At 70.4% G+C, this 22,073-nt stretch carries 25 protein-coding genes; 9 read left to right on the top strand and 16 right to left on the bottom strand.

Going from position 1 to position 22,073, the window contains the following annotated elements:
• Positions 1–2 precede the first annotated feature (2 nt).
• Positions 3–1,049, bottom strand: coding sequence for an MBL fold metallo-hydrolase (locus tag CHC02_RS14630; protein ID WP_089392186.1), 1,047 nt, complete (start codon positions 1,047–1,049; stop codon positions 3–5).
• 315 nt (positions 1,050–1,364) lie between these two features.
• Here CHC02_RS14630 and CHC02_RS14625 point away from each other — a divergent pair, with 315 nt between their 5' ends.
• The 4 genes from CHC02_RS14625 to CHC02_RS14610 all read left to right on the top strand — a co-directional run bounded on the left by CHC02_RS14625 (position 1,365) and on the right by CHC02_RS14610 (position 5,185).
• Complete coding sequence (locus CHC02_RS14625; RefSeq protein WP_089392185.1) at positions 1,365–2,234, top strand: 3-hydroxybutyryl-CoA dehydrogenase; 870 nt, start codon at positions 1,365–1,367, stop codon at positions 2,232–2,234.
• A gap of 195 nt (positions 2,235–2,429) precedes the next feature.
• Positions 2,430–3,686, top strand: a complete 1,257-nt coding sequence (locus CHC02_RS14620; RefSeq protein WP_089392184.1) for an OprD family porin — start codon at positions 2,430–2,432, stop codon at positions 3,684–3,686.
• Between the two features lie 449 nt (positions 3,687–4,135).
• Positions 4,136–4,666 carry a hypothetical protein gene (locus tag CHC02_RS14615; protein ID WP_089392183.1) on the top strand — a complete coding sequence of 177 codons (531 nt, stop codon included), beginning with the start codon at positions 4,136–4,138 and terminating at the stop codon, positions 4,664–4,666.
• A 12-nt stretch (positions 4,667–4,678) separates the two neighbouring features.
• Positions 4,679–5,185, top strand: a complete 507-nt coding sequence (locus CHC02_RS14610) for a tail protein X (protein ID WP_089392182.1) — start codon at positions 4,679–4,681, stop codon at positions 5,183–5,185.
• Here CHC02_RS14610 and CHC02_RS14605 read toward each other — a convergent pair whose 3' ends face one another.
• The 6 genes from CHC02_RS14605 to yfiR form a co-directional block, all read right to left on the bottom strand.
• Positions 5,186–6,199 carry an ABC transporter substrate-binding protein gene (locus CHC02_RS14605; RefSeq protein ID WP_089392181.1) on the bottom strand — a complete coding sequence of 338 codons (1,014 nt, stop codon included), beginning with the start codon at positions 6,197–6,199 and terminating at the stop codon, positions 5,186–5,188.
• Between the two features lie 541 nt (positions 6,200–6,740).
• Positions 6,741–7,244, bottom strand: coding sequence for a VOC family protein (locus CHC02_RS14600; RefSeq protein ID WP_089392180.1), 504 nt, complete (start codon positions 7,242–7,244; stop codon positions 6,741–6,743).
• Between the two features lie 117 nt (positions 7,245–7,361).
• Entirely contained in the window at positions 7,362–8,468 is a 1,107-nt protein-coding gene (gene zapE, locus CHC02_RS14595; RefSeq protein WP_089392179.1) for a cell division protein ZapE, read from the bottom strand.
• A gap of 9 nt (positions 8,469–8,477) precedes the next feature.
• A complete protein-coding gene (gene yfiB, locus CHC02_RS14590) occupies positions 8,478–8,981 on the bottom strand; it encodes an outer membrane lipoprotein YfiB (protein WP_089392178.1) in 504 nt (167 codons plus the stop codon).
• A complete protein-coding gene (dgcN, locus tag CHC02_RS14585) occupies positions 8,956–10,263 on the bottom strand; it encodes a diguanylate cyclase DgcN/YfiN (protein WP_089392177.1) in 1,308 nt (435 codons plus the stop codon). The genes yfiB and dgcN overlap by 26 nt, the downstream gene beginning before the upstream one ends.
• The gene (yfiR, locus tag CHC02_RS14580; RefSeq protein WP_244160913.1) at positions 10,260–10,826 is read right to left on the bottom strand and encodes a regulatory sequestration protein YfiR; all 567 of its coding nucleotides are present in this window, start codon (positions 10,824–10,826) and stop codon (positions 10,260–10,262) included. The genes dgcN and yfiR overlap by 4 nt, the downstream gene beginning before the upstream one ends.
• 279 nt (positions 10,827–11,105) lie before the next feature.
• Here yfiR and CHC02_RS14575 point away from each other — a divergent pair, with 279 nt between their 5' ends.
• Complete coding sequence (locus CHC02_RS14575; protein WP_089392175.1) at positions 11,106–11,747, top strand: HD domain-containing protein; 642 nt, start codon at positions 11,106–11,108, stop codon at positions 11,745–11,747.
• Positions 11,748–11,764: 17 nt separating this feature from the next.
• Here the strand turns inward: CHC02_RS14575 and CHC02_RS14570 are convergent, their stop codons facing one another.
• Positions 11,765–12,664 (bottom strand): LysR substrate-binding domain-containing protein, encoded by a 900-nt coding sequence (locus CHC02_RS14570; protein ID WP_089392174.1) that lies wholly within the window; start codon positions 12,662–12,664, stop codon positions 11,765–11,767.
• Between the two features lie 122 nt (positions 12,665–12,786).
• Here CHC02_RS14570 and CHC02_RS14565 point away from each other — a divergent pair, with 122 nt between their 5' ends.
• Positions 12,787–13,545 (top strand): SDR family NAD(P)-dependent oxidoreductase, encoded by a 759-nt coding sequence (locus tag CHC02_RS14565; RefSeq protein ID WP_089392173.1) that lies wholly within the window; start codon positions 12,787–12,789, stop codon positions 13,543–13,545.
• Positions 13,546–14,089: 544 nt separating this feature from the next.
• Here CHC02_RS14565 and CHC02_RS14560 read toward each other — a convergent pair.
• The 6 genes from CHC02_RS14560 to CHC02_RS14535 form a co-directional block, all read right to left on the bottom strand.
• Entirely contained in the window at positions 14,090–14,410 is a 321-nt protein-coding gene (locus CHC02_RS14560) for a DUF2025 family protein (RefSeq protein WP_089392172.1), read from the bottom strand.
• Between the two features lie 64 nt (positions 14,411–14,474).
• Positions 14,475–15,647 carry a 5-demethoxyubiquinol-8 5-hydroxylase UbiM gene (gene ubiM, locus CHC02_RS14555; RefSeq protein WP_089392171.1) on the bottom strand — a complete coding sequence of 391 codons (1,173 nt, stop codon included), beginning with the start codon at positions 15,645–15,647 and terminating at the stop codon, positions 14,475–14,477.
• A gap of 129 nt (positions 15,648–15,776) precedes the next feature.
• Positions 15,777–16,913 (bottom strand): saccharopine dehydrogenase family protein, encoded by a 1,137-nt coding sequence (locus CHC02_RS14550; protein WP_089392170.1) that lies wholly within the window; start codon positions 16,911–16,913, stop codon positions 15,777–15,779.
• A gap of 84 nt (positions 16,914–16,997) precedes the next feature.
• Positions 16,998–17,399: a GFA family protein gene (locus CHC02_RS14545; RefSeq protein WP_089392169.1), complete on the bottom strand. Its 402-nt coding sequence runs from the start codon at positions 17,397–17,399 to the stop codon at positions 16,998–17,000.
• Between the two features lie 80 nt (positions 17,400–17,479).
• Positions 17,480–17,743 carry a DUF6021 family protein gene (locus tag CHC02_RS14540; RefSeq protein ID WP_089392168.1) on the bottom strand — a complete coding sequence of 88 codons (264 nt, stop codon included), beginning with the start codon at positions 17,741–17,743 and terminating at the stop codon, positions 17,480–17,482.
• Between the two features lie 80 nt (positions 17,744–17,823).
• Positions 17,824–18,708 carry a LysR family transcriptional regulator gene (locus tag CHC02_RS14535; protein WP_089392167.1) on the bottom strand — a complete coding sequence of 295 codons (885 nt, stop codon included), beginning with the start codon at positions 18,706–18,708 and terminating at the stop codon, positions 17,824–17,826.
• Between the two features lie 105 nt (positions 18,709–18,813).
• On the opposite strand from CHC02_RS14535, the gene CHC02_RS14530 reads away from it, so the two are divergent.
• Both CHC02_RS14530 and CHC02_RS14525 read left to right on the top strand, forming a co-directional pair.
• Positions 18,814–19,536: a CTP synthase C-terminal region-related (seleno)protein gene (locus CHC02_RS14530; protein WP_089392166.1), complete on the top strand. Its 723-nt coding sequence runs from the start codon at positions 18,814–18,816 to the stop codon at positions 19,534–19,536.
• Positions 19,533–19,862 (top strand): antibiotic biosynthesis monooxygenase family protein, encoded by a 330-nt coding sequence (locus CHC02_RS14525; protein ID WP_089392165.1) that lies wholly within the window; start codon positions 19,533–19,535, stop codon positions 19,860–19,862. Before CHC02_RS14530 ends, CHC02_RS14525 begins: the two co-directional genes overlap by 4 nt.
• A gap of 412 nt (positions 19,863–20,274) precedes the next feature.
• On the opposite strand, the gene CHC02_RS14520 is transcribed toward CHC02_RS14525, so the two are convergent.
• Positions 20,275–20,589 (bottom strand): AzlD domain-containing protein, encoded by a 315-nt coding sequence (locus CHC02_RS14520; protein ID WP_089392164.1) that lies wholly within the window; start codon positions 20,587–20,589, stop codon positions 20,275–20,277.
• Positions 20,586–21,284 carry an AzlC family ABC transporter permease gene (locus tag CHC02_RS14515; RefSeq protein WP_089392163.1) on the bottom strand — a complete coding sequence of 233 codons (699 nt, stop codon included), beginning with the start codon at positions 21,282–21,284 and terminating at the stop codon, positions 20,586–20,588. Before CHC02_RS14515 ends, CHC02_RS14520 begins: the two co-directional genes overlap by 4 nt.
• A 204-nt stretch (positions 21,285–21,488) precedes the next feature.
• Between CHC02_RS14515 and CHC02_RS14510 the strand changes: the two genes are divergently transcribed.
• The gene (locus CHC02_RS14510) at positions 21,489–22,034 is read left to right on the top strand and encodes a C40 family peptidase (RefSeq protein ID WP_244160912.1); all 546 of its coding nucleotides are present in this window, start codon (positions 21,489–21,491) and stop codon (positions 22,032–22,034) included.
• Positions 22,035–22,073 lie beyond the last annotated feature (39 nt).

Here is a 22,073-nt window from a genome sequence, read left to right as displayed (position 1 = left end):
CTTCAGGCCAGGCGGTACCAGGCCACGCCCTGCGCGTCCTCGCTGGCCGCCACCCGGCCGCGCTGCACCAGGTAGTTGAGGTTGGCCAGGCACTCGCCGGTGGCCAGCGCCAGCAGGTCCTGGTCGATGCGCCGGGCGAAGAGCGCGCCGAACAGGTCGATGGCGCGCTTCGGGCCTTCCGCCAGCAGCTCCTGCAGGCGCTCCAGGGCCCGCTGGTGGCCGCGCTCCAGGTGCGCCAGGCGCGCGTGCAGGGGCTGGAAGGGCTCGTTGTGGGCCGGCAGCACCAGCACGTCGTCGGGCACCTCGCGGCGCACCTTGGCCAGGGACTCCAGCCATTGGCCCAGCGGGTCGGCCTCGGGCTCCGTGGGGAACACCGAGACGTTCGGCGAAATGCGCGGCAGCACCTGGTCGCCGGCGACCAGCAGGCGCAGGTCGGGGCAGTGGAAGCTGGCGTGCTCCGGCGAATGCCCGCTGCCCACCACCACCCGCCAGTCATGCCCGCCGATGCGGATGCGCTCGCCGTCGCGCAGGCGCCGGTAGCTTTCCGGCAGCGGCCAGATGAACTTGCCGAAGCCGCCGAAGCGCGCCCGGTAGTGGGCGATGGCCGCGTCGTCCCAGCCGGCCCGGCGGTAGAAGCGGATGCCCTCGGGCGGCGCCTCGCGGCCGCTGTCGGCGGCCAGCACGCGGCAGTTCATGTACTCGCCGAAGGTCATCCGCAGTTCGCAGCCGTACTCGCGGGTGAGCCAGCCGGCCAGGCCGACGTGGTCCGGGTGCATGTGGGTGACGAACAGCCGCGTCGGCCGCCGCCCGCCCAGGGCGCCGCCGGGGCCCAGCAGCGCGCGCCAGGCGTCCAGGCTCGCCGGGGTGTGCATGCCGGTGTCGAACAGCGCCCAGCCGTCGCCGTCCTCCACCGCCCACAGGTTGATATGGTCCAGGCTCAGCGGCAGTGGCATGCGCAGCCAGTGCACGCCCGGGGCGATCTCGCGGCTGGCGCCGGGCTCCGGCGCCGGGCCGCAGGGGTAGTCCAGGGGAATGCGTTCGAATTTCATGGGGTTGCCTGAATCCTGGTGCGGTTCATCTGGGGGGGCAACGCCTGCGGCGTTATCCGCGATAGGGCTCGCCGGCCACGCCGGACGCCCCGGTAGGCCCCCACCCGACACTCATGGCAATACTGTGCCAAAGAGTCGCGCCCAGCCCCAGCCACACGGACTATCCGGCCAGGAAATGGCGCATATGCCCTCGGCAAAGGCACAGCTGCCTGCAACCCACCCCACGCGAGGCTCGCCGCCGGCCGGCGCCTGCGCTATCGTCGCCGCCGGCGCCCGCGGGCCCCCCGCTTCGATTCCAGAGAGGACTGACAAGACATGAGCACCCAAGACTCCCCCCTCGACATCCGCAAGATCGGCGTGATCGGCGCCGGCACCATGGGCAACGGCATCGCCCAGGTGTGTGCCGCCGCCGGCCTGCAGGTGGCGATGGTCGACGTCTCCGACGCCGCCGTCGAGCGTGGCCTGAAAAGCATCGACGGCAACCTCGAACGGCTGATCAAGAAGGACAAACTGGCCGCCGCCGACAAGCCGGGCATCCTCGCGCGCATCCACGGCGGCACCGACTATGCCGCGCTGAAGGACGCCGACCTGGTGATCGAGGCCGCCACCGAGAACCTCGAGCTGAAGCTGCGCATCCTGCGCCAGGTGGACGAGCTGGTCGGCCCCGACTGCGTCATCGCCAGCAACACCTCGTCCATCTCCATCACCCAGCTGGCGGTGGTGGTGCGCAACCCGCAGCGCTTCATCGGCCTGCACTTCTTCAACCCGGTGCCGGTGATGGGCCTGCTGGAGGTGATCCGCGGCCTGCAGACCGCCGACGAGACCCACGCCCGCGCCATGGCCTTCGCGGCCCTGGTGGGCAAGACCGCGGTGAGCGTGAAGAACGCCCCGGGCTTCGCGGTCAACCGCATCCTGGTGCCGATGATCAACGAGGCCATCTTCGTGCTCCAGGAAGGCCTGGCCAGCGCCGCCGACATCGACGCCGGCATGCAGCTGGGCTGCAACCACCCGATCGGCCCGCTGGCCCTGGCCGACCTGATCGGCCTGGACACCCTGCTGGCGATCATGCAGGTGCTCCACGACGGCTTCGACGACTCCAAGTACCGCCCCGCCCCGCTGCTCAAGGAAATGGTCGCGGCCGGCCGCCTGGGGCGCAAGAGCGGCCAGGGTTTCTTCAGCTATTGACCGCCCCGCGGAAGGGGCCGCGCGCCCCTTCCGCCAGGCAAACGCTATTAGATAGCCATCACATGATCCGCAGCGCCAGGCTCTAGCACGCGGCTTCCAGCCGTAGGAAATTTCCGACGAATGACGATCCGGTCACTGGTACCAGTACGAAAAGCTGCTAAAACCTGAGCGTTGGAAACCAAAGGAGCTATATCCATGAGGATCATGAAACGTCATGCGCTGGCCTTCGCCGTGATGGCCGCGGGCACCCAGCTGGCACAGGCCAGCGCCCAGGACGAGTCGAAGGGATTCATCGAGGACGCCAGGCTCGACCTGCTGCTGCGCAACGTCTACTGGAACCGCGACTACAAGGACCACACCAACGACGCCAAGGTCTGGGGCCAGGGCTTCATCGGCACCTTCGAGTCCGGCTTCACCCAGGGCACCGTGGGCTTCGGCGTCGACGCCTACGGCCTGCTCGGCGTCAAGCTCGACAGCGGCCGCGGGCGCAACTACACCGGCATCTTCAACGAACACGACGACGGCAAGCCGGTGGACAGCCTGTCCGAGGCCGGCGGCGCGGTGAAGCTGCGCTTCTCCAACACCGTGATCAAGTACGGCAACCAGTTCCCCGACCTGCCGGTGCTCTCCCGCGACGACTCGCGCATGCTGCCGCAGGCCTTCACCGGCGTGCTGCTGAGCGGCGAGGAGATCAAGGGCCTGCAGCTGAACGTCGGCAAGTTCACCGCCGACAGCCCCATGGGCAGCCCGGCGCGCGACCCCAACCACCTGGACGAGATCTACCTCTACGGCGGCAGCTACGCGATCACCGACGACCTCAGCGTGGCGCTGTACCACAGCGACGTGCGCGACGTGTTCGAGAAGAACTACGCCAACGTCAACTACACCCTGCCGCTGGCCGCCGAGCAGGCGCTGAACTTCGACTTCAACATCTACCGCACCAAGTACGACGACGGCTCCCAGGCCGCGCTGGACTTCGGCGGCGACGGCGACAACGACCGCAACACCATCTGGAGCCTGGCGGCCAGGTACAGCGTCGGCCCGCACGCCTTCATCCTCGCCCACCAGCGCAGCACCGGCGATGCCGGCTACGCCTACGACTACGGCGACGGCGGCGGCACCATCTACCTGGCCAACTCCTACTACGCCGACTTCAACCTCAAGGACGAACGCTCCTGGCAGGCCAGCTACGAGCTGGACTTCGGCGGCTACGGCGTGCCCGGCCTGACCTACAAGATCGCCTACGTGCGCGGCGACAACATCGACACCGGCGGCGACTCCGACGGCACCGAGCGCGAGCTGTTCAACCAGGTCAAGTACGTGATCCAGAGCGGCCCGGCCAAGGACCTGTCGTTCAAGCTGCGCAACTCCATCTACCGCGCGGACAACGACGTCGGCCCGGACCTCAACGAGGTGCGCGCCTTCATCGAGTACCCGCTGAGCATCCTCTGATGCCGGGGGCCCGCGGCGCCGGCCGCGGGCCCTGTGCCCTACCGTTCGTCGCTGCGGCGCCAGCCACCCGCCTGCGCGGGCCTGGCGGCGGCAGCCACGGCCGCTGCGCTTCCCAGCCCGACTGCCATTTTTTCGCCAGTATCCCGGGCCCGCATTGGCCAGTACGGTGACACCATTGCGCCCCCCTGGCGCTGAACTATGGTGGTCAACAGACCTTCGGCCCGTCTGGGCAATCGGGTTCCCGCAGTCCCGCATCAAGGCCTGACCTCGCAGCAAGGACGCGATCCCCCATCCCCCTTCCTGCCACGCCGGGCATCGATGCCCGTCTTCCCGATCGCGTGCTGTCCTGCAGTCCGCATCGTCCTCTGTGCACCGAGTAGTTCAATACCCGGTCCGCGCGCCGTTCTGCTGAGACCGGACTTCAGAGTGATTGCTGAGGAGTTCCGCTCATGCCGTCCAACCTCACCTACCCCGGCGTCTACATCGAAGAAGTACCCAGCGGCGTGCGCAGCATCACCGGCGTCGCCACCTCCATCACCGCCTTCGTCGGCCGTGCCCTGCGCGGCCCGGTGAACCGCCCGGTGCGCTTGCAGGGCTTCGCCGAGTACAGCCGGCTGTTCGGCGGCCTGTGGCAGCCGAGCACCCTGGGCTACGCGGTCATGCAGTTCTTCCAGCACGGCGGCAGCGACGCGCTGATCGTCCGGGTGTTCAACGGCGACCTCGACGACGACACCGCCACCCTCACCCTGGCCACCGCCGGCGGCAGCCTGGTGCTCGCCGCCGCGAGCCCGGGCGCCTGGGGCAACCGCCTGCGGGCGACGGTGGACCACGCCACCCGCGACAGCGCCGACAGCCTGCACCTGAGCACCCAACTGGAACGGGCCATCGTCATCGGCAACGCCAGCAGCGGCAACATCAGGGTGCTCAGCGGCGCCACGGTGCCCAACGACATCAACCTGTGCAACCTCATCGGCGTCTAAGGAAGGTGCAGCATGCCCGTCATCCCGTTCCGCGGTGAAAAGAGCCTCGGCGAAATCGCCGACAAGCTGTACAGCCGGCTCACGGTGAAGCAGCGTGAGAAGGTCGAGAGCGCCCTGCTCCGGCAGAATCCGCAGCTGGCCGACCTGGCCGCCCTGCCCAGCGGCACCCTGGTGCAGTTGCCGGCGCTGCCGGAGCTGAGCGCCAAGGCCCGGGCCGGCAGCCAGGGGCCCCAGGCCGAGGTGGCCGCGCAACTGGGCGACGGCCTCGGCGCCTACGCCAGGCAACTGACCCTGCGTTACCGCCAGGCCATGGAGGCGCTGGCGCAGGCCCAGGCGCTGCTGGGCGACGCCGAGCTGCGCCGGGCCATCGCCAAGGAGCCCGCCCTGCAGGCGCTGGCCAAGGACCTCGGCCCCGCCTGCGAGGCCCGCGCCAAGCAGTTGGAACAGCGCCAGAAGGCCGCCAGCGAGGGCCTGAAGCAGGCCCTGGCGGACCTGCAGGCGGGGTTCGGCAAAGGTTGATCAGAGCGCGGCGGCGACCTTGGCCCGCGCCGGTTCCGGCAGCCAGCCCTGCCACACCTGCGGATGCGCCTTGAGGAAGGCGCGGGCGGCTTCGCGCGGGGCCTGGCGCGTCTCGCTCATCTTCGCCAGGGCGGCATTGAGCGGCTCGATGGGGATGTCGACCTTCTGGAACAGCGCCACCAGGTCCGGGTAGTCCTCGCGGAAGGCCGCCGAAACGCCGATGGACAGGCGCGCCGGCAGCGACTGGCAGCCGCGCGGGTTGGGGTTGCCGGCGTCCACCAGGGTCTTCCAGGCCTCGGCGTCGAAGGGCGGTTCTTCCAGGCGCACCAGCTTGTAGCGGCCCATCAGCGGCGTCGGCGACCAGTAGTAGAACAGCACCGGCTTGCCGCGGCGGATGGCCGAGGCGATCTCGGCGTCCATGGCCGCGCCCGAGCCGCTGCGGAAGTTCACGTAGCTGTCTTCCAGGCCGTAGGCCTTGAGCTTCTGCGAATTGACGATCTCCGAGGTCCAGCCGGTGGGGCTGTTGAGGAAGCGCCCCTTGTCCGGCGCCTCGGCGTCGCGGAACACCTGGCGGTAGCGCGGCAGGTCGCTCACCGAGCGCAGCTGCGGCGCGGCGGCGGCGATGCCGCGGGCGGGGTCGCCGTGGATCACGTAGTCCGGCACCCACCAGCCCTCGTTGGCGTTCTTCACGATGTCGCCCAGGCCGGCCACCTTGCCTTCGGCCTCGGCCTTGATCCAGGCGGGGCTGCGCCCGGCCCACTCCTCGCCTATCACCTGGATGTCGTTGTGCGCCAGGGCCGTCTCCAGGCTCACGGTGCTGCCGGGCAAGGTGTCGGTGGGGTAGCCGTAGCCCTGCTCCACCAGCAGGCGCAGCACCTCGGTGATCAGGCTGCCGCTTTCCCAGGTGAGTTCGCCGAAATGGATCGGCTTGCGTTCCTCGGCCGCCTGCGCGCCCTGCGCCAGGAGCCCCAGGGCCAGCAGCGCGGTCCCCAGCCAGCGGGTGATCGAATGCATCGGGTCGTTCCTTCTTCGAGCCGGCCACGAGGCCGGTGCCAGGTCGAAGGCGCGCCGGCAAGCACGCCGCGTCGCCACCCGCGCGAAGCGGGCCGCCCTGTATTGATAGCCGAAACTCGCGCCGCGCGCCGCAACCGGGCCTGCCGGCGGACCATCGCCCTGGCCCATATGCACTATCAAGCGCATTCATCATTAGCCTGCGAACAGTTTGCTAGCTTATTACCCCATCAGGTGTTGCTCGCCTGGTTTTGAAGCCTCAAGGCCGTTACCACTCCCCGCTTCCCCCGCGACTCGGTAACGGCCTTTTTTTCGCCTGCCCCCGGTGCAGCCTGCGGGTTCGATCGCGGGCGGGGCCCGCTCCTACAGGAGGTACGGCATCCGCCGTCGACCTCGCGCATCGGTGCCCGGCCGCGGCGGATAACCGCGAACGGTCATTCGCCCTGCGCCATCCATGCCATTCCCCCGTAGGGCGCATAACGCCTACGGCGTTATCCGCCGTTGCCCCGCCCATCGGTGCCCGGCCCGCGAACGGTCATTCGCCCTACGGGTGCCCGTCATAGGCCCGGCGCAACGCCGCGATATCCAGTTTCTTCATGCCCAGCAGCGCCTGCATCAGGCGCTGCGACGCCGCCGTCGCCGGGCCGGCCATCATGTCCGCGAGCGCCGCCGGCAGTATCTGCCACGACAGGCCGTACCTGTCCTTCAGCCAGCCGCACTGTTGCGCCTCCACCGGGCCGCCGGCGGACAGGCGTTCCCAGTAGTGGTCGATCTCCTCCTGGCTGTCGCAGTTCACCTGCAGCGACAGCGCCTCGCTGAACTGGAACACCGGCCCGCCGTTGAGCGCGGTGAAGGCCAGGCCGTCCAGTTCGAAGGCCACGGTCATCACCGAGCCCGGCGGGTGGCCATGGATTTCCCGGCCGGCCTCGCCGTAATGGCTGACGGCGGTGATGCGCGAGTTGGGGAAGATGGCCGTGTAGAAGGCCGCGGCCTGCTCCGCCTGGTCGTCGAACCACAGGCAGGGGGTGATGCGCTGGATGCGTGGCATGGGCTGTCTCCTGTCGGGTGCGCGGCCACCGTGGCCGCGCCCTGTTCCTGGTCGTCCGGCGGGACGCGGAATCGACAAGTCTGGAACAGGCTCGACGAACGTGCCCGTGCGCGCCGCTCAGCGGCCGAAGCGGCTGGTCTGCATCTCGCGCAGGCGGCTCAGGGTGCGGCGGAACGGGAACTCCAGGCCGCCGCGGGTGTAGAGCGCCTCCAGCGCCACCTCGGCCTCCAGGTACAGCGGCACGCCACGGTCGTAGCATTCGTCGACCAGGGCGATGAAGCGGCGCACGCCGTCGTCCCGGGCCGACAGCGCCGGCAACTGGCGGTCGCCGGCCAGCACGCGCCGGGCGCCGTCCTCGGTGCCGCGGGCGATGCGCGCCTCGCGGCGTTCGCCGCCCAGTTCGGGGATGTCGCCCAGCAGGATGGCGTGGAAGCGGTCGCACAGGGCGATGAAGTCCTGGGCCGACCAGGGCCGTTCGCACAGGTCGGCATAGCGGCACCAGAGCACCCCGCGGCCATGGCGCACCACGGCCAGTTCGCGGCCGCCCAGCGCCAGCGGCGCCGCGCTGCCGCTGCCGGCCAGCGCGGCGAACACGTAGCCCAGGGCGCTGGGCACCCCGGCGCGGGCGAGCCAGTAGCGCTGCACCGGCGCGCCCGGGTGCAGGCGGTGGTCCTGGCCGCCATCGGTGGCCAGCACCTGCATGTGGCGCTCCAGCGCGGCGATGGCCGGGAGGAAACGCTCGCGGTTGAAGCCGTCGGCGTAGAGCCCCTCGGGCGGCTGGTTGGAGGTGGCGACCACCACCACGCCCTGTTCGAACATGGCCTGCAGCAGGCCGCCCAGCAGCATGGCGTCGCCGATGTCGCTGACGAAGAGTTCGTCGAAGCACAGCACCCGCACTTCCCCGGCCAGTTCGGCGGCCAGGGCCTGCAGCGGCGAGGCGGTGCCGGAGAGCTGGAACAGGCGGCGGTGCACCCATTGCATGAAATGGTGGAAATGCTGGCGCCGCGCGGGCACCCGCAGGCTGGCGTGGAAGCGGTCCAGCAGCCAGGTCTTGCCGCGCCCCACCGGGCCCCACAGGTAGACGCCCGGCGGCCGCTCGCCACGGTGCAGGGCCGCCTGGCAGGCCTCCAGGTGCTGCGCGGCGCGATGCTGCGCGAGGTCCTCGACGAAGCCCCGTTCGCTCAGGGCCAGGTGGTAGGCTGCCAATGGCGAAGACCGCTCCATGGCGACTCCTTACTCGGCCGGGACGATGATGGATACCCTGCGGTTCTCCATGCGCCCGGCGGGGCTGCTGTTGTCCGCCACCGGCCGCTGCATGCCGCGGCCGATGACTTCGAGGTTCTCCCGGGGCATGCCGATGCCGGCCAGCACCTGGGCCACCGACTGTGCCCGGCGCACCGAGAGCTGCTGATTGTAACCTGCATCGCCGTAGGAATCGGTATGGCCTTCCAGACGCAGCCTGTCGATGCCCACGCCCAGCAGCACGCGGCCGATGCGCTCGACCTCGCCACGGCTGGCCGGGTCGATGTTGTCGAGGTTGTTGCCGAACAGCACCTTGCTCGACAGCCCCAGCTCCCAGCCTTCCTCGCCCAGCGCGAAGCCCTGCTGGCGGAGCACGGCGACCTGCTCGGCGCTCAGCCCCTTCTGCGGCGCGGGCGGCGTCTGGCAGCCGGCCAGCAGCAGGCTCAGCAGCAGGCCGATGAACAGGCGGCTAGGTTTCAGGGGCTTGGCTGTCACGGGCTGTCTCCTCGTGGTCCTCGGGGGTGGAATCCGCTTCCTCGCCGGCCAGGCTGCGCATGCCGCGGCCGCTGCGCTTGGCGTGGTACATGGCGCCGTCGGCGCGCTGCAGCAGCTCCGCCAGGGTGCGCCCGTGCTGCGGGTAGAGCGCCACGCCGATGCTCAGCGAGGTGGTGATGCTGCTGCCGTCCGGCAGGGCGATGGGCGCCGCCATGCTGGCCAGGATGTCGTCGGCGATGCGCAGCGCCGCGCGGCCGTCCGGCAGCGGCGCCAGCAGCACGGCGAACTCGTCGCCGCCCAGGCGCGCCACCAGGTCGCTGTCGCGAAGCTGGCCGCGGATGCGCTCGGCGATGGCCACCAGCACGCAGTCGCCGGCCGCGTGGCCGAGTTCGTCGTTGATCGCCTTGAAGCGGTCGGAGTCGATGTACAGCACCGCCGCCTGCCCGCCGTGCTGGGCCAGGTCGCGCAGGGTGCGGCTCAGGCGGCCCTCGAAGAAGGCGCGGTTGGGCAGGTGGGTGAGGCTGTCGTGGTTGGCCTGGTGCGCCAGGGAGGCGTTCTCGCGCTCCAGGTGCTGCTGCCAGGCTTCCAGTTCGTCGAGCAGCGCGTTGAAGTCGCCGCCCAGTTCGTCCAGCTCGGCGATGCGCGCCGAGGGCACTCGCCGCGAGAACTGGCGGTCGCGGCGCACCGCGTGGGCCACCTGGGCCAGGCGGTCGAGCGGCGTGACGATGCGGCTGACCATGCGCCGCGACAGGTAGAAGGCGCCCAGGGCGGTCAGCGCCAGGCAGCCGAGCATGCCGCCCAGGCCGGTGAGCAGGAAGCTCAGCAGGCGCCCGCCGGTGCCGGTCAGGCGGACCTCGCCGATCGCCCGGCCGTCGTGGACGATGGGCTGCACCGACTCGTGGTTGAGCCACCAGCGGCCGATGAAGTGGCGCAGCGGGCTGCCCCCGTGGCTGCGCTCCCAAGTGGCCAGCAGGCGGCCCTGGGCGTCGTACACGGCGCAGCGGCGAACCTCCTCGGTGCTGGCCACCAGGCGCAGGGCCTCCTCGGCGGCGGCGCTGTCGTTGAACACCACCGCGGCCTCGACGGTGTAGGCCATCGAGCGGCCTATCAGGTGCAGGTTGTGCTCGGCATAGGCGCGCAGGGTGAGCAGGCCGACCACGCTCACCGCCAGGCCGGCCATGCACACCGAGGCCAGGGCCACCCCCAGGTGCGCGCGGTACAGCAGGCGGCCCAGCGACTTGCGCCGGGTACTGCGCCGCTCGGTCAGGCGTGGCAGGCTCATGGCGCGCCCCTCCGCCGGCCTAGGCTCAGCACGCTGGGGTGCACCCGCACGCCGCTGCGCGCCACCGAGTCCAGGTTCACCGCGAAGGACGGCGGCGCGGCGCCGAGGTCCAGGCAGAACACGCTGCCGACGCTGCAGTCGGGGTCGTCCTCGCTGAGCGACAGCACCGGGTGCCCGGCGATGTCGGCGAATGCCCGCTGGCGCTGCTCCGCATCCAGCCTGCCGAGGTAGAGCACGTTGCAGCGCTGGCCCAGGCCGGAGTCGTCCACCCGGGCCCGGCGCACCTCGACGCGGCGGCCACTGGCCTGCAGCAGGCTGCCCCGGCGCAGCAGGTCGTCGGCGTATTCGCTCTCGCCCAGCACGCACAGCTCCAGGGTCTGCGGCTCCCGCGGCCAGCGCACGTAGCTGAGGATGCCCAGCAGCATGCCGCGCAGGGCCGCGCCGTCGCCCGCCGAGGCGTTGGAAGCCGCCAGGCACAGGGGCGCCGCCAGGCCCAGCAGGGCCAGCAGCGCCGCGCGTTGCAGCACAGAGGAGCGACGGATGGCGGTGGAAGCGAAGAACACGGTGATGGCTCGGCGAGGACCAGAATACGGCGACAAAACCCGCAGCATCTTAATGGATTACCGTAAGAATGTGACGGACAACCGACTTCTGATTTGACGTGCGACAAGATTCGTCAGTTTTATGACGTCATTTTCAGCGGAGTCTCATTCCACAAGGCTGGCAGGGCATCGGCGTTGGTTGGCAGGATTCGGTCCACCCTGTCGATTGCTGCCAAAGCGCTACGGACTTCCAATGGAGGCACGGCACGACATCGCCGCGACACTCATCAGGAGGCCACCATGACGCTCGACATCCAGGGGGTGAAAGTCCCCGACAGCCAGCTCGCCCGCGAAATCACCGAACTGGTGCGCGACACCGCCACCCCGCTGCTGTTCCACCACTCCTCGCGGGTGTACTACTGGGGCGCACTCGCCGGCGCGCGCCGGGGCCTGAAGTACGACGCCGAGCTGCTGTACGCCGGCGCCATGTTCCACGACATGGGGCTGCTGCCGCGCTACTGCAGCAAGTGCGAGCGCTTCGAGGTGGACGGCGCCGACTGCGCCGCCGAGTTCCTGCGCAGCCACGGCATCGCCGAGCGCGACGTGGAAACCGTGTGGACCGCCATTGCCCTGCACACCACCCCCGGCATCCCGCAGCACATGCGGCCGGAGATCGCCCTGGTCACCGCCGGGGTGGAGATGGACGTGCTGGGCATCGACTACGCCGAGTTCCCCGACGCGGTGCGCGACGCCGTGGTGGCCGCCCACCCGCGCGGCGGCGACTTCAAGAACGACATCATCGAGGCCTTCTACCAGGGCATCAAGGACAAGCCGCAGACCACCTTCGGCAACGTCAAGGCCGACGTCCTGGCGCTGAAGGACGCGCAGTTCGAGCGCATCGACTTCTGCCGGATCATCCTCGATTCGGACTGGCCGAGCTGAGCGGGCGCGCGGCCGGCTCAGCGGCCGGCCACCTCCTCCACCAGACCCTGCAGCCACTGCATGAACACCCGCACCCGCGTTGGCTGCTGGCGGTGAGCGTAGAGCAGCGTCACCTCCAGCGGCGCCGGGCGCAAGTCCGGCAGCACCTCCACCAGGCGGCCGTCGGCCAGGTAGTCGCACAGACCGTGGCGCGGCGCCTGGATCAGCCCCAGCCCGCCGAGGCAGGCGCCTTCGTAGGCTTCGGCGTTGTTCACCGTCACGCCGCCGGCCATCGGCAGGAAGTGCGTCGCACCCTCGCGACGGAACTCGAAGCCGGCCGGGCGCATGCCCAGCACGGGTACGTAGTGCACCAGGCGGTGCCCGGCCAGGTCCTCCAGGCCACGGGGCGTGCCGAAGGCGGCCAGGTAGGCGGGGCTGGCGCAGTTGATCTGCTCGAAACCACCCAGCGGCCGGGCTACCAGCGAAGCTTCCGCGGCGCCGCCCACGCGCAGCACGCAGTCGAAACCCTCGCGCACCAGGTCGACGCGGCGGTCGGTGCTGCTCACCTCCAGCTCCAGGCCCGGATGGCGGGCGGTGAACTCGCCCAGGCGCGGCATCACCACCTTGCGCGCCACTATGGTCGGCATGTCCACCCGCAGGCGCCCGGCGAGCACCTCGCCGTCGCGGCGGAACAGCCCCTGCAGTTCGTCCATCTGCGCCAGCAGCGCCTTGCTACGCTCGTAGAACACCAGGCCGTCCTGGGTCGCCCGGACCTTGCGGGTGGTGCGCTGCAGCAGGCGGGTGCCGAGCAGGCCCTCCAGTTGCCGGACCTGCTCGGAAACGCTGGAGCGCGGCAGGCCCAGCTGCTCGCCGGCCTGGCTGAAGCTGGAGAGTTCGGTGACACGCACGAAGGTGCGCAACAGTTCGGGTTTGATCATGGGCGGCGAGGCCTGCTGATTGTTCGGCTGTGCCGACCAGTATTTCCGATTTTGCCGTGTTTATCAGAACCAGCCAGGACAATAACCTTGTCCCCGAAGCCACCCCACACAGGAGCCACGCCATGTCCCGCAAGATCGCCCTCATCACCGGCGCCAGCCGCGGCCTGGGCCGCAACGCCGCACTGCACCTGGCCGCCGCCGGCGTCGATATCATCGGTACCTACCGCAGCCAGGCCGACGAGGCGCGGATCGTCGCCGACGAGATCGAGCAGCACGGCGCCCGGGTGCGGATGCTGCCCCTGGACGTCGCCGACAGCGCCAGCTTCGCCGACTTCGCCCGGAACGTCGAAAGCGTGCTGAAGGAGCACTTCGGCCGCCCGCATTTCGACTACCTGGTGAACAACGCCGGCATCGGCCTCCACGCAGCCTTCGCCGAGACCACCGAGGCGCAGTTCGAGCAGTTGCTGAAGATCCAGTTCAAGGGCCCCTTCTTCCTCACCCAGAAGCTGCTGCCGCTGCTCGCCGACGGCGGGCGCATCCTCAACGTCTCCACCGGCCTCACCCGCTTCGCCCTGCCCGGCTATGCCGCCTATGCGGCCATGAAGGGCGCCATGGAGGTGCTGACGAAGTACCAGGCCAGGGAACTGGGCGGGCGCGGCATCTCGGTGAACATCCTCGCCCCCGGCGCCATCGAGACCGACTTCGGCGGCGGCCTGGTGCGCGACAACGCCGAGCTCAACCGGCAGATCGCCGGCAACACCGCGCTGGGCCGCGTCGGCCTGCCGGACGATATCGGTGGCGCCGTGGTCGCCCTCTTGAGCGACGACAGCCGCTGGATCAATGGCCAGCGGGTGGAGGCCTCCGGCGGCATGTTCCTCTGAGAACCGGTCCATGACCTCCTGAGCGCTGGTTTCGCTCGGCCTTCTGAAGGGGCGTTCCGGTGCGCTCGGTGGTTTCTCTGGAAACCCGTAGGGCGCATAACGCCTACGGCGTTATCCGCCGTTTTCAACGACGGATGATCGCGGACAGAGTCCGCTCGGTTCCAGGAAGCACGGTCGTAGGAGCGGGCCCTGCCCGCGATTCGCGCGCAGGGCGCGCTCCTACAGGGGAATGGCATGGCTCGGCCAGCGTAGGACTTTGTCCGCGATTGGATTCACCGGCCACGCCGGACGCCCCGGTAGCACGGCCAGCGGCGGATAACCGCGAACGGTTATTCGCCCTACGGTCGGGCACGGGTGTAGGAGCGGACTTTGTCCGCGATTGGATTCACCGGCCTCGCCGAACGCTCCGGTGGCACGGCCAGCGGCGGATAACCGCGAACGGTTATTCGCCCTACGTTCCCGCCTTCGCTGAAGCACGAACGGCATTACGCTCCCTCGCCTGCTTTCGCTCACGAGATCGTGACCGGGCTCCAGGCGGCACCGGCTACTTCAGCTGGCGCTGGGCGCAGATTTCCGGCAGGTCGGTGCGCCGCAGGTAGGTCTGCAGCGCCTCGCCGAACTCCAGGCGCTCGGCGATGTTCTGCGCCTGGAGTATCTGCAGGCATTCGCGGCTCAGCGTCATCAGCTCGCCGGTCTTCTGCGCCCAGACGAACTCGCAGGCCGGGACGATGCTGTCCTGGTCCACGTCGAGGCCGAAGGAGTCCTCGCTGAAGCGCACCAGGTACTTGCCGGTCTTGCGGTTGAAGCCGACGAAGCCCTTCAGGCGATCGGCGGCGGCGCAGATGTCGGTGGATGTCAGGGCCATGGTCTTTCCTCCCGTACTTTCTTGGCTCGCGGCCCGCGCCCTCCCCCGGCGCGGGCCGTCTGTTTCAGGCGTTCTGCGTCAGGTGCCGGGCGATGGCCTGGCGCAGCGGCGGCAGGCCCTGGGCCAGGCGCAGGCCGGCATTGCGCAGCAGGCGCGCCGGTGGGCGCGGGTCGTTGTACAGCCCGGCGATCAGGCTGGTGGCCTGGTACAGCGGCCAGGTCGCCAGGCGGTGCGCCAGGGCGTAGCGACGCAGGGGGCCGGCGGCGCCCCAGTCACCGCCCTTGCGCCTGGCCGCCAGCACTTCGGCGGCCAGGCGCCGGGCGCTCTGCAGGCCGAAGTTGAAGCCGTGGGCGGTGACCGGGTGCATGCCCACTGCGGCATCGCCCAGCAGCGCGCAGCGCGGGCCGGCGAAGCGGTCGGCGTAGACGCCCACCAGCGGGTAGCAATGGCGCGGCCCGAGCAGGGCCATGCTACCCAGGCGGCTTTCGAAGCGGCGCTCGACGTCGCGGGCGAAGGCCGCCTCGTCCAGGGCCAGCATCGGGTTCATCTCGTGCTGCGGCAGGGTCAGCACCACCGACGAGACGTCGCCGTTGAGCGGCAGCAGGGCCAGGGTCTGGCCGTAGCCGAACCATTCCCAGGCCACCTGCTGGTGGGGCTTGGCGTGGGCCATGCGACAGACCAGCATGGTCTTGCCGAAGTCTTCCATGCGCGCGCCTATGCCGAGCATGCGGCGGGTTTCCGAGAAGCGGCTGTCGGCGGCCACCAGCAGGCCGGCGGTCAGTTGCTCGCCGTCATCGAGGGTGAGCCGGGCGCGTTCGCCGGTGACGCGCACGGACTGCAGCGCGCGCCCGTCGAGCAGGGCCACGTCGGCACAATCTTCCACCGCCGCGAAGGCGGCGCGGCGGATCGCCTGGTTCGGCACCAGGTGGCCGAGCTGGCCGGCGCCGGCCAGGCCGGCATCGATGCGCAGGGCGAACAGCGAGGGGCCGTTGAGCACCTGGGCGTCGCGCAGCGGCGCTATGTCCTGGGCAGCCAGCCGCGGCCAGATGTCCAGGAGTTGCAACTGGCTGCGCGAGGCGTGCGTCAGGGCGATCTCGCGGCCGTCCTCCGCCGGCTCGGCCAGGGCGGCGCGGGCCTGGCGCTCGATCAGCAGGATCGACAGGCCATGGCCGGACAGGGCGCGGGCCAGGCAGAGCCCGGCGGGGCCGGCGCCAACGATGGCGATATCCACGTGCATGGGTGACTCCTCTCGCGGGGATGGGCGGTCCCGGAGTCTAGGGCGGGCGATCGGCGCATTTCTTGTCGTGGATCAGTAGCCGGCGGCGGATGGGCCTGCGGCGCCGGCGCGCATACCCCCTTGGAGGCATCAGGCGCCGGGGCGCAATGGCCCCAGCTCGCGCAGGCCATGGCGCACGCTCAGGCCTTGCAGCTCGGCGAGGTAGTCGTCCAGGCCCAGCAGGCCGATGCAGGGCGTGGCGCCGCGCTTGTCCAGGCGCCCGGCCGCCAGCTTGCGGGCCAGGGCGACCGCCGCCATGCAGGGGATGTTCGGCCCGTGGTCGTCGGCCGCCTGCAGCTCCCAGCACAGGTGCAGGGGCCGGCCGTCCGCGCCCTCGCCTTGCAGGCGCACGAACATGCCGCTGCGCCCGTCGCCCAGCGGTTCCAGGCCCTGGGCCAGGCGCTGCAGCCAGGGGCTCAGGCGGCTGGCGTCCCGCAGCAGGCCCAGGCGCACCAGCCAGGACAGCGCCCAGGTGCCGAAATGCGTGGTGCGCAGGCCCAGGCCGGCGCCGAAGCGCACCTCGCGCACCGTCGGGTAGCGTTGCGGGAAGAGTTCCAGGTCGGGCACGTCGCAGTTGGCCAGCCAGCGGCGCCCCAGCGGCGCCGGGAAGCGGTGGGCGACCAGGTCCTGCCAGCCGTACACCGCCTGCCAGCGGCCGTCGCGCAACTGGCGCAGCGGCTTGCCGCAGTAGCCGAGCACGGCCGCCAGGGTAGCCTGGCCGGGAATCTTCGCCGACGAACTGATGCCGTGGTGGATGGCGTCCAGGCGGGCGAAGCGCGGCAGCAGTTCATCGACCACCGCGGCGCTGAGCGCCGGCACCGAGCTGGCGCCGGCGCACACCAGCACCCCGGCGCTGCGCGCCGCCCGGTCCAGCTCGCCGATGGCGCAGACGAACTGGCGGGCGTCGGCCAGGTCGACGTAGTGCGCCCCCGCCGCCACCGCGGCGCGCGCCACCCGGTAGTCCTGGGCCTGGAAGGGGCCGGCGGTGGAGATCAGCAGGTCCACGCGCAGCTCGCGCAGGCGCCCGGCGAGGGTCGGCTGGTTCATGTCCAGGCACACCGCCTCGCCGCCCACCTCCGCGGCCAGCAGGCCGGCGCGCTTCTGGTCGCGCCCGGCGACCAGCACGCGCATGCCCTCCGCGCCGGCCAGGCGGCGGACGATCAGGCTGCCGAAATTGCCATAGCCACCGAGCACCATGACGCGAAAGCGGCTGGGTGATGCCGACATCGTTCCTCCTTGACGATCAGCCACTCAGGCGGCCCATAGGGTAACGTGCGGCGGGTGCTGCGAACATGACAAATGCCGCCTCGCTCAGCCGGGCTTGCCGGCGGGGTGCCGCGGCAGGCCGTCGTCCAGCGGCCACCAGTTGGCCGCCGAGGCCACGTGGTAGTGGGCCTCCGGCCGGGTGCGCAGCTCGCCATCGAGGGTGCCGGCGCGCAGCCGCAGGATGCCGGGCAAGGCATCGCGTTCGCTGTAGATCGGCGAGCCGCAGTTCGCGCAGAACCAACGCCGTTTACCCGGCGAGGACTCGAAGGCGCGCAACTGCTCCTGGCCCGCCAGCAGGCGCAGGGCCTCGCGGCGCACCGGGATGTTGGTGGCGAAGGGCCCGCCCTGGGCCTTGCGGCACTGTCCGCAATGGCAGACCTGGATGGGCGCCAGCTCACCTTCCAGCTCGAAGGCGACGGCGCCGCACAGACAGCTTCCCCGGTACATGCCCTGCTCCTCGACTTGCGCAAAGCGGCAGTCTAGGGCATGTGCCGGCGCCGCGCAGCCCCGCCGTCCGGGGGCAGGGCTCAATCGCCGTAGGGCGGGTACTGCTCGCCCGGCGCGCGCTTGTGGCGCTGCGGGCTGGGGCCCCCGCGGGGCGGGTGTGGCGGCTGCGGCGGGTCGATCTGCGGGTCGGCCAGGTCCGGCGAGTCGGGGTCGAAGCCCAGGGTCCTGACGATTTCCGCGTCCTGCTCTGCGTCCCGCGGGTAGCCCGGCAGGCCGCGGGCGGCATTGTCGCCGTCGCGTTGCGGCCAGGGATTGCCCAGCCATTTGTGCAGTGTCGGGTTCATGGTGACCTCCGGTCGATGCGGGGATGGCCATTGGAGGGCCGCCGGCCGCCCCGGGTTCGTTCTGTTCGTCGGGTGGTCGTTCAGCGCCCGATGGATTGCGGCAGGCGGATGTGCCGCGCCAGTTCCTCGAACAGCGTGACCACGGTGCGCAGGGCCCGGCAGTCCGGCCGCGTCAGCAGCCACAGCGCGGTGCCGCAGCCCGGCAGGTCGTGCTGCAGCACGCGCAGGCCGTCGCCTTCGTGCAGCAGGTAGTCCGGCAACGCCGCCAGGCCCAGGCCGGCGCTGCACAGCTCCAGTACCGAGAGGATGCTGCCGCAGCGGTAGGCCGGAGTGAGCGCCGGGTACAGCTGGCGGCGCCAGGCGACGCTGGGGTGGTCGGGCATGAACTCGTCCGGGGCGATCCAGCTCAGCTCGCTCCAGTCGCGCCCGGCCTGGGTGGCCAGGTAGTCCTCGTGGGCGCACAGGGCGTAGCGCACCTCGCCCAGGCAGCGGCCCACCAGGTAGTCCGGCGGCGCGGTGGTCAGGCGCAGGGCGACGTCGGCGTCGCGCCGGCTGAGGTTGGCGAAGGCGTTGGAGGTGGACAGCTCCAGGTGCAGGCCGGGGTAGCCGCCCATGAAACGGCCCAGGGCCGGCAGCAGCAGGCCGTGCAGCACGGCGTCGGTGCAGGTCAGGCGCACCGTGCCGCTGAGCACTTCGCGGCCCTGCTCCAGGCCCACCCGCGCCGCCTCCAGGGCCTGCTCGGCCAGTTCCGCCTGGCGCGCCAGCTGCTGCGCGGTGGCGCCGGGCAGGTAGCCGGCGCGGCCCTTCTCGAACAGCGCCATGCCCAGGGCCTTCTCCAGCCGGCGCACGGCGCGGAACACCGTGGACACGTCCACCGCCAGCAACTCCGCGGCCCGCGCCAGGGTGCCGCCGCGCACCAGGGCCAGTACCAGGGAAAGGTCGGCGTATTCCAGTCGATATTGCATGAGCGCACTCTTGGATTGCGCAACCGCCCATTTCGATTGCATCGGCGCAACTATAGATTGCCCAGCGACGCCCGCCAACGGGCACCAGCGCAGGGGGACGGAGCGATGCGGAAGGTGCGGAAACTACTGCGGATCGGCCTGATCGGCGACCGCGACAGCCGGGTCACCGCGCACTGGGCCATTCCCCTGGCGCTGCAGCAGTCGCTGCTGCCCCACGCCGGCACCCTGCGCCTGGAGTGGCTGGACACCGCGCGCCTGGCCAGCGGCCTGGCGCTGGACGCCTATTCCGGCTTCTGGTGCACCCCCGGCAGCCCCTACCGCAGCACCGAGGGCGCGCTGCGCGCCATCGCCCACGCGCGCACCCGCGGCGTGCCCTACCTGGGTACCTGCGCCGGCTTCCAGCACGCCTTGCTGGAGCGAGCCCGCAACGTCCTGGGCTGGGACGACGCCGCCCACGGCGAGGTCGAACCCCGCGCGGCACGGCCGGTGATCCACGCCCTGCCCTGCTCGCTGATCGAGGTGCGCGAGGACATCCGCCTGCAACCGGGTTCGCGCCTGGCCAGCGTCTACGGCAAGCCGAGCATCCGCGAAGGCTACCGCTGCAGCTACGGCGTCAACCCGGAGTACCAGCAAGCGCTGTTCGGCGACACCCTGCACGCCACCGCCCACGGCGAGGACGGCAGCATCCGCGCCCTGGAGGCCAGCGACCATCCCTTCTTCGTCGCCACCCTGTTCCAACCCGAGCGCAAGGCCCTGGCCGGTGTCAGCGTGCCCCTGGCCGAAGCCTTCCTGCGCGCCGCCAACCAGTATGCGAGGAACGCAGCATGACCGCCACGACGCCAGAACCGCCCTACTATGCGGTGATCTTCACCTCCCTGCGCACGCCGCTGGAGGCCGGCTATGCCGAGGCGGCCGAACGCATGGTCGAGCTGGCCGCCGCGCAACCGGGTTTCCTCGGCGTGGAGTCGGCGCGCGGGGAGGATGGGCTGGGGATTACCGTGTCCTACTGGAAGGACGAGGACAGTATTCGCCGGTGGCGCGAGCATGCCGAGCACCGGCTGGCGCGGGACGCTGGGCGGCAGAACTGGTACGAGCGCTTCGCCGTGCGGGTGGCCAAGGTCGAGCGGGCGTATGGGTTCGAGCGTAAGGGTTGAAAGGGATTTCGTAGGGCGTTAGCCGGGACGTCGGCGCCGGGCGGGGTTCCGCGCCCTCTCCCCAGCCCTCTCCCGCAAGCGGGAGAGGGAGCCGTCCGGCGTTGTCGGGAAGTCCGGAGCCATCCTGCAAGCCCGATCGCGGACGGAGTCCGCTTGTACGGGCGTGCCTGACCGTACCGCCGCGCCGGGCGTGATTCCGCACCCTCTCCCCAGTCCTCTCCCGCAAGCGGGAGAGGGAGCCGTCCGGCGTTGTCGGGAAGTCCGGAGCCATCCTGCAAGCCCGATCGCGGACGGAGTCCGCTCCTACGCACGTGCCTGACCGTAGGGCGCATAACCGTTCGCGGTTATCCGCCGTTGGCCCGGACACCGGTACCCAGGACGACGGCGGATAACGCTTGGGGCGTTATGCGCCCTACAGCCACCAGCGCAGCAGGAAGAACACGCCCATGCTCAGCAATACGCTGAGCAGGGTGTTGCGCGTCCACAGCACCAGCCCCACCGCCACCAGCGAACCCAGCAGGTAGGGGTTGTCCGGGCGCAGGTTCAGCTGGTGCTCGGGCAGGAACACGATGGGCCCGCAGATGGCCGTGAGCATGCCCGGCACGGCGAAGCCAAGGAACTGCCGGACGTTGCTGCCCAGGCGGATCGGCAGGCGCGGTTCGAGGAACACGTAGCGGTTGAAGAAGACGATCAGCCCCATGCCGACGATCACGGCCCAGACCATCATGCCGACCTCCCGCCGAACCTGTTGCAGAGAAAGCCCGCGGTCATGCCCGCCAGGCCCGAGAGCACCAGGGCCGAGCCCAGTTGCCAGTAGCTGAACAGCACCGAGCAGAACAGCGACACCGCCACGCAGACCACCGTCGGCACGCTGCGCACCACCGGCGCGATCAGCGCCACGAAGGTGGCGGCCACGGAGAAGTCCAGGCCCAGGTGTTCCAGGCCCGGGATGCTGCTGCCCAGCAGCACGCCGGCCAGGGTGAAGAGGTTCCAGGCCACGTAGAAGGTCAGGCCCACGCCCAGGGCGTACCAGCGGTTGAAGGTCTCGCGGTCGTGCTGGCTGGTCAGGGCGAAGAATTCGTCGGTGAGCAGGAAGCCCAGGCCCAGGCGCCAGCGCCCGGGCAGGTCGGCGATCAGCGGGCGCATGCTCATGCCGTAGAGCAGGTGCTGCGAGGTCAGCAGCAGCGTGGTGATCATGATCGAGAAGAACCCGGCACCGCCCTTGAGCATGCCGATGGCCACCAGTTGCGCGGCGCCGGCGAAGACGATGGCCGACAGGCCCTGGCCGTGCAGCGGCGAAAGCCCGGCCTCGATGGCCAGGGAGCCGGCCAGCAGGCCCCAGGGCAGCACCGCGATGGACAGCGGCATGATGGCGATGGCGCCCTTGAGGAAGGCGCGGGAGGGAAGCAGTTGTTGGGACATGGATGATGCTTTCGAGGCAGTGAGGCCACCAGCTTGGCAGAAACCCCCAGCGCCCGCCTTGAACGTTCTTGCGCAGTTGCAGGCTGCGCCCCCGGCACCGATTGGTATTTTCCGCCTGGTACAGGCGAATTTTCCGACTGACCGCTCACGCACCGGATGCCTAGGATGACGCCCTGTTCCTAATGCTTCCCTGCGGTACCTGTCGTGCGTAGTTTCCTGCTGTTGCTGATTTGCCTGTCACCCCTGTTCGCTTCGGCCGACCTGCTGGATGCGCCCGCCTGGCGCAGCTACCAGTCGCAGGAAGGCAGCCTGGCGCAACTCTTCCGCCCCGGCGCACAGCCCGGCCTGAAACCCGGGGTGCCGGACGGCGACATGCACCGCCTGCTGCAGAGCGCGCGGCAACTGGTGGGCACGCCGTACCGCTGGGGCGGCACCTCGGCGAAGACCGGCTTCGATTGCAGCGGCCTGCTGGTCTACCTGTTCCGCAAGGAAATCGGCCTGGAACTGCCGCGCACCACCCGCTCGATGATCCGCCAGAAGCACCGCCAGGTGCCGCGCCATGCGCTCAAGCCGGGGGATGCGGTGTTCTTCAGCCACAATGGCGGCGCGCGGGTCAGCCACGTCGGGCTGTACCTGGGCGATGACCGCTTCATCCACGCGCCGCGCAGCGGCAAGACGGTGCGCATCGATTCGCTGAGCAACAGCTACTGGGATCGTAATTTCACCACGGCGCGGCGGTTCAGGCATTGAAGGCCCACCCACGCCATTCCCTCATGTTCGCGGTTATTC

Source organism: Pseudomonas delhiensis (assembly GCF_900187975.1).
Taxonomy (GTDB): domain Bacteria; phylum Pseudomonadota; class Gammaproteobacteria; order Pseudomonadales; family Pseudomonadaceae; genus Pseudomonas; species Pseudomonas delhiensis.
Note: the sequence above shows the minus strand (reverse complement) of the source record. Positions and strands in the feature narration are given on the sequence as shown.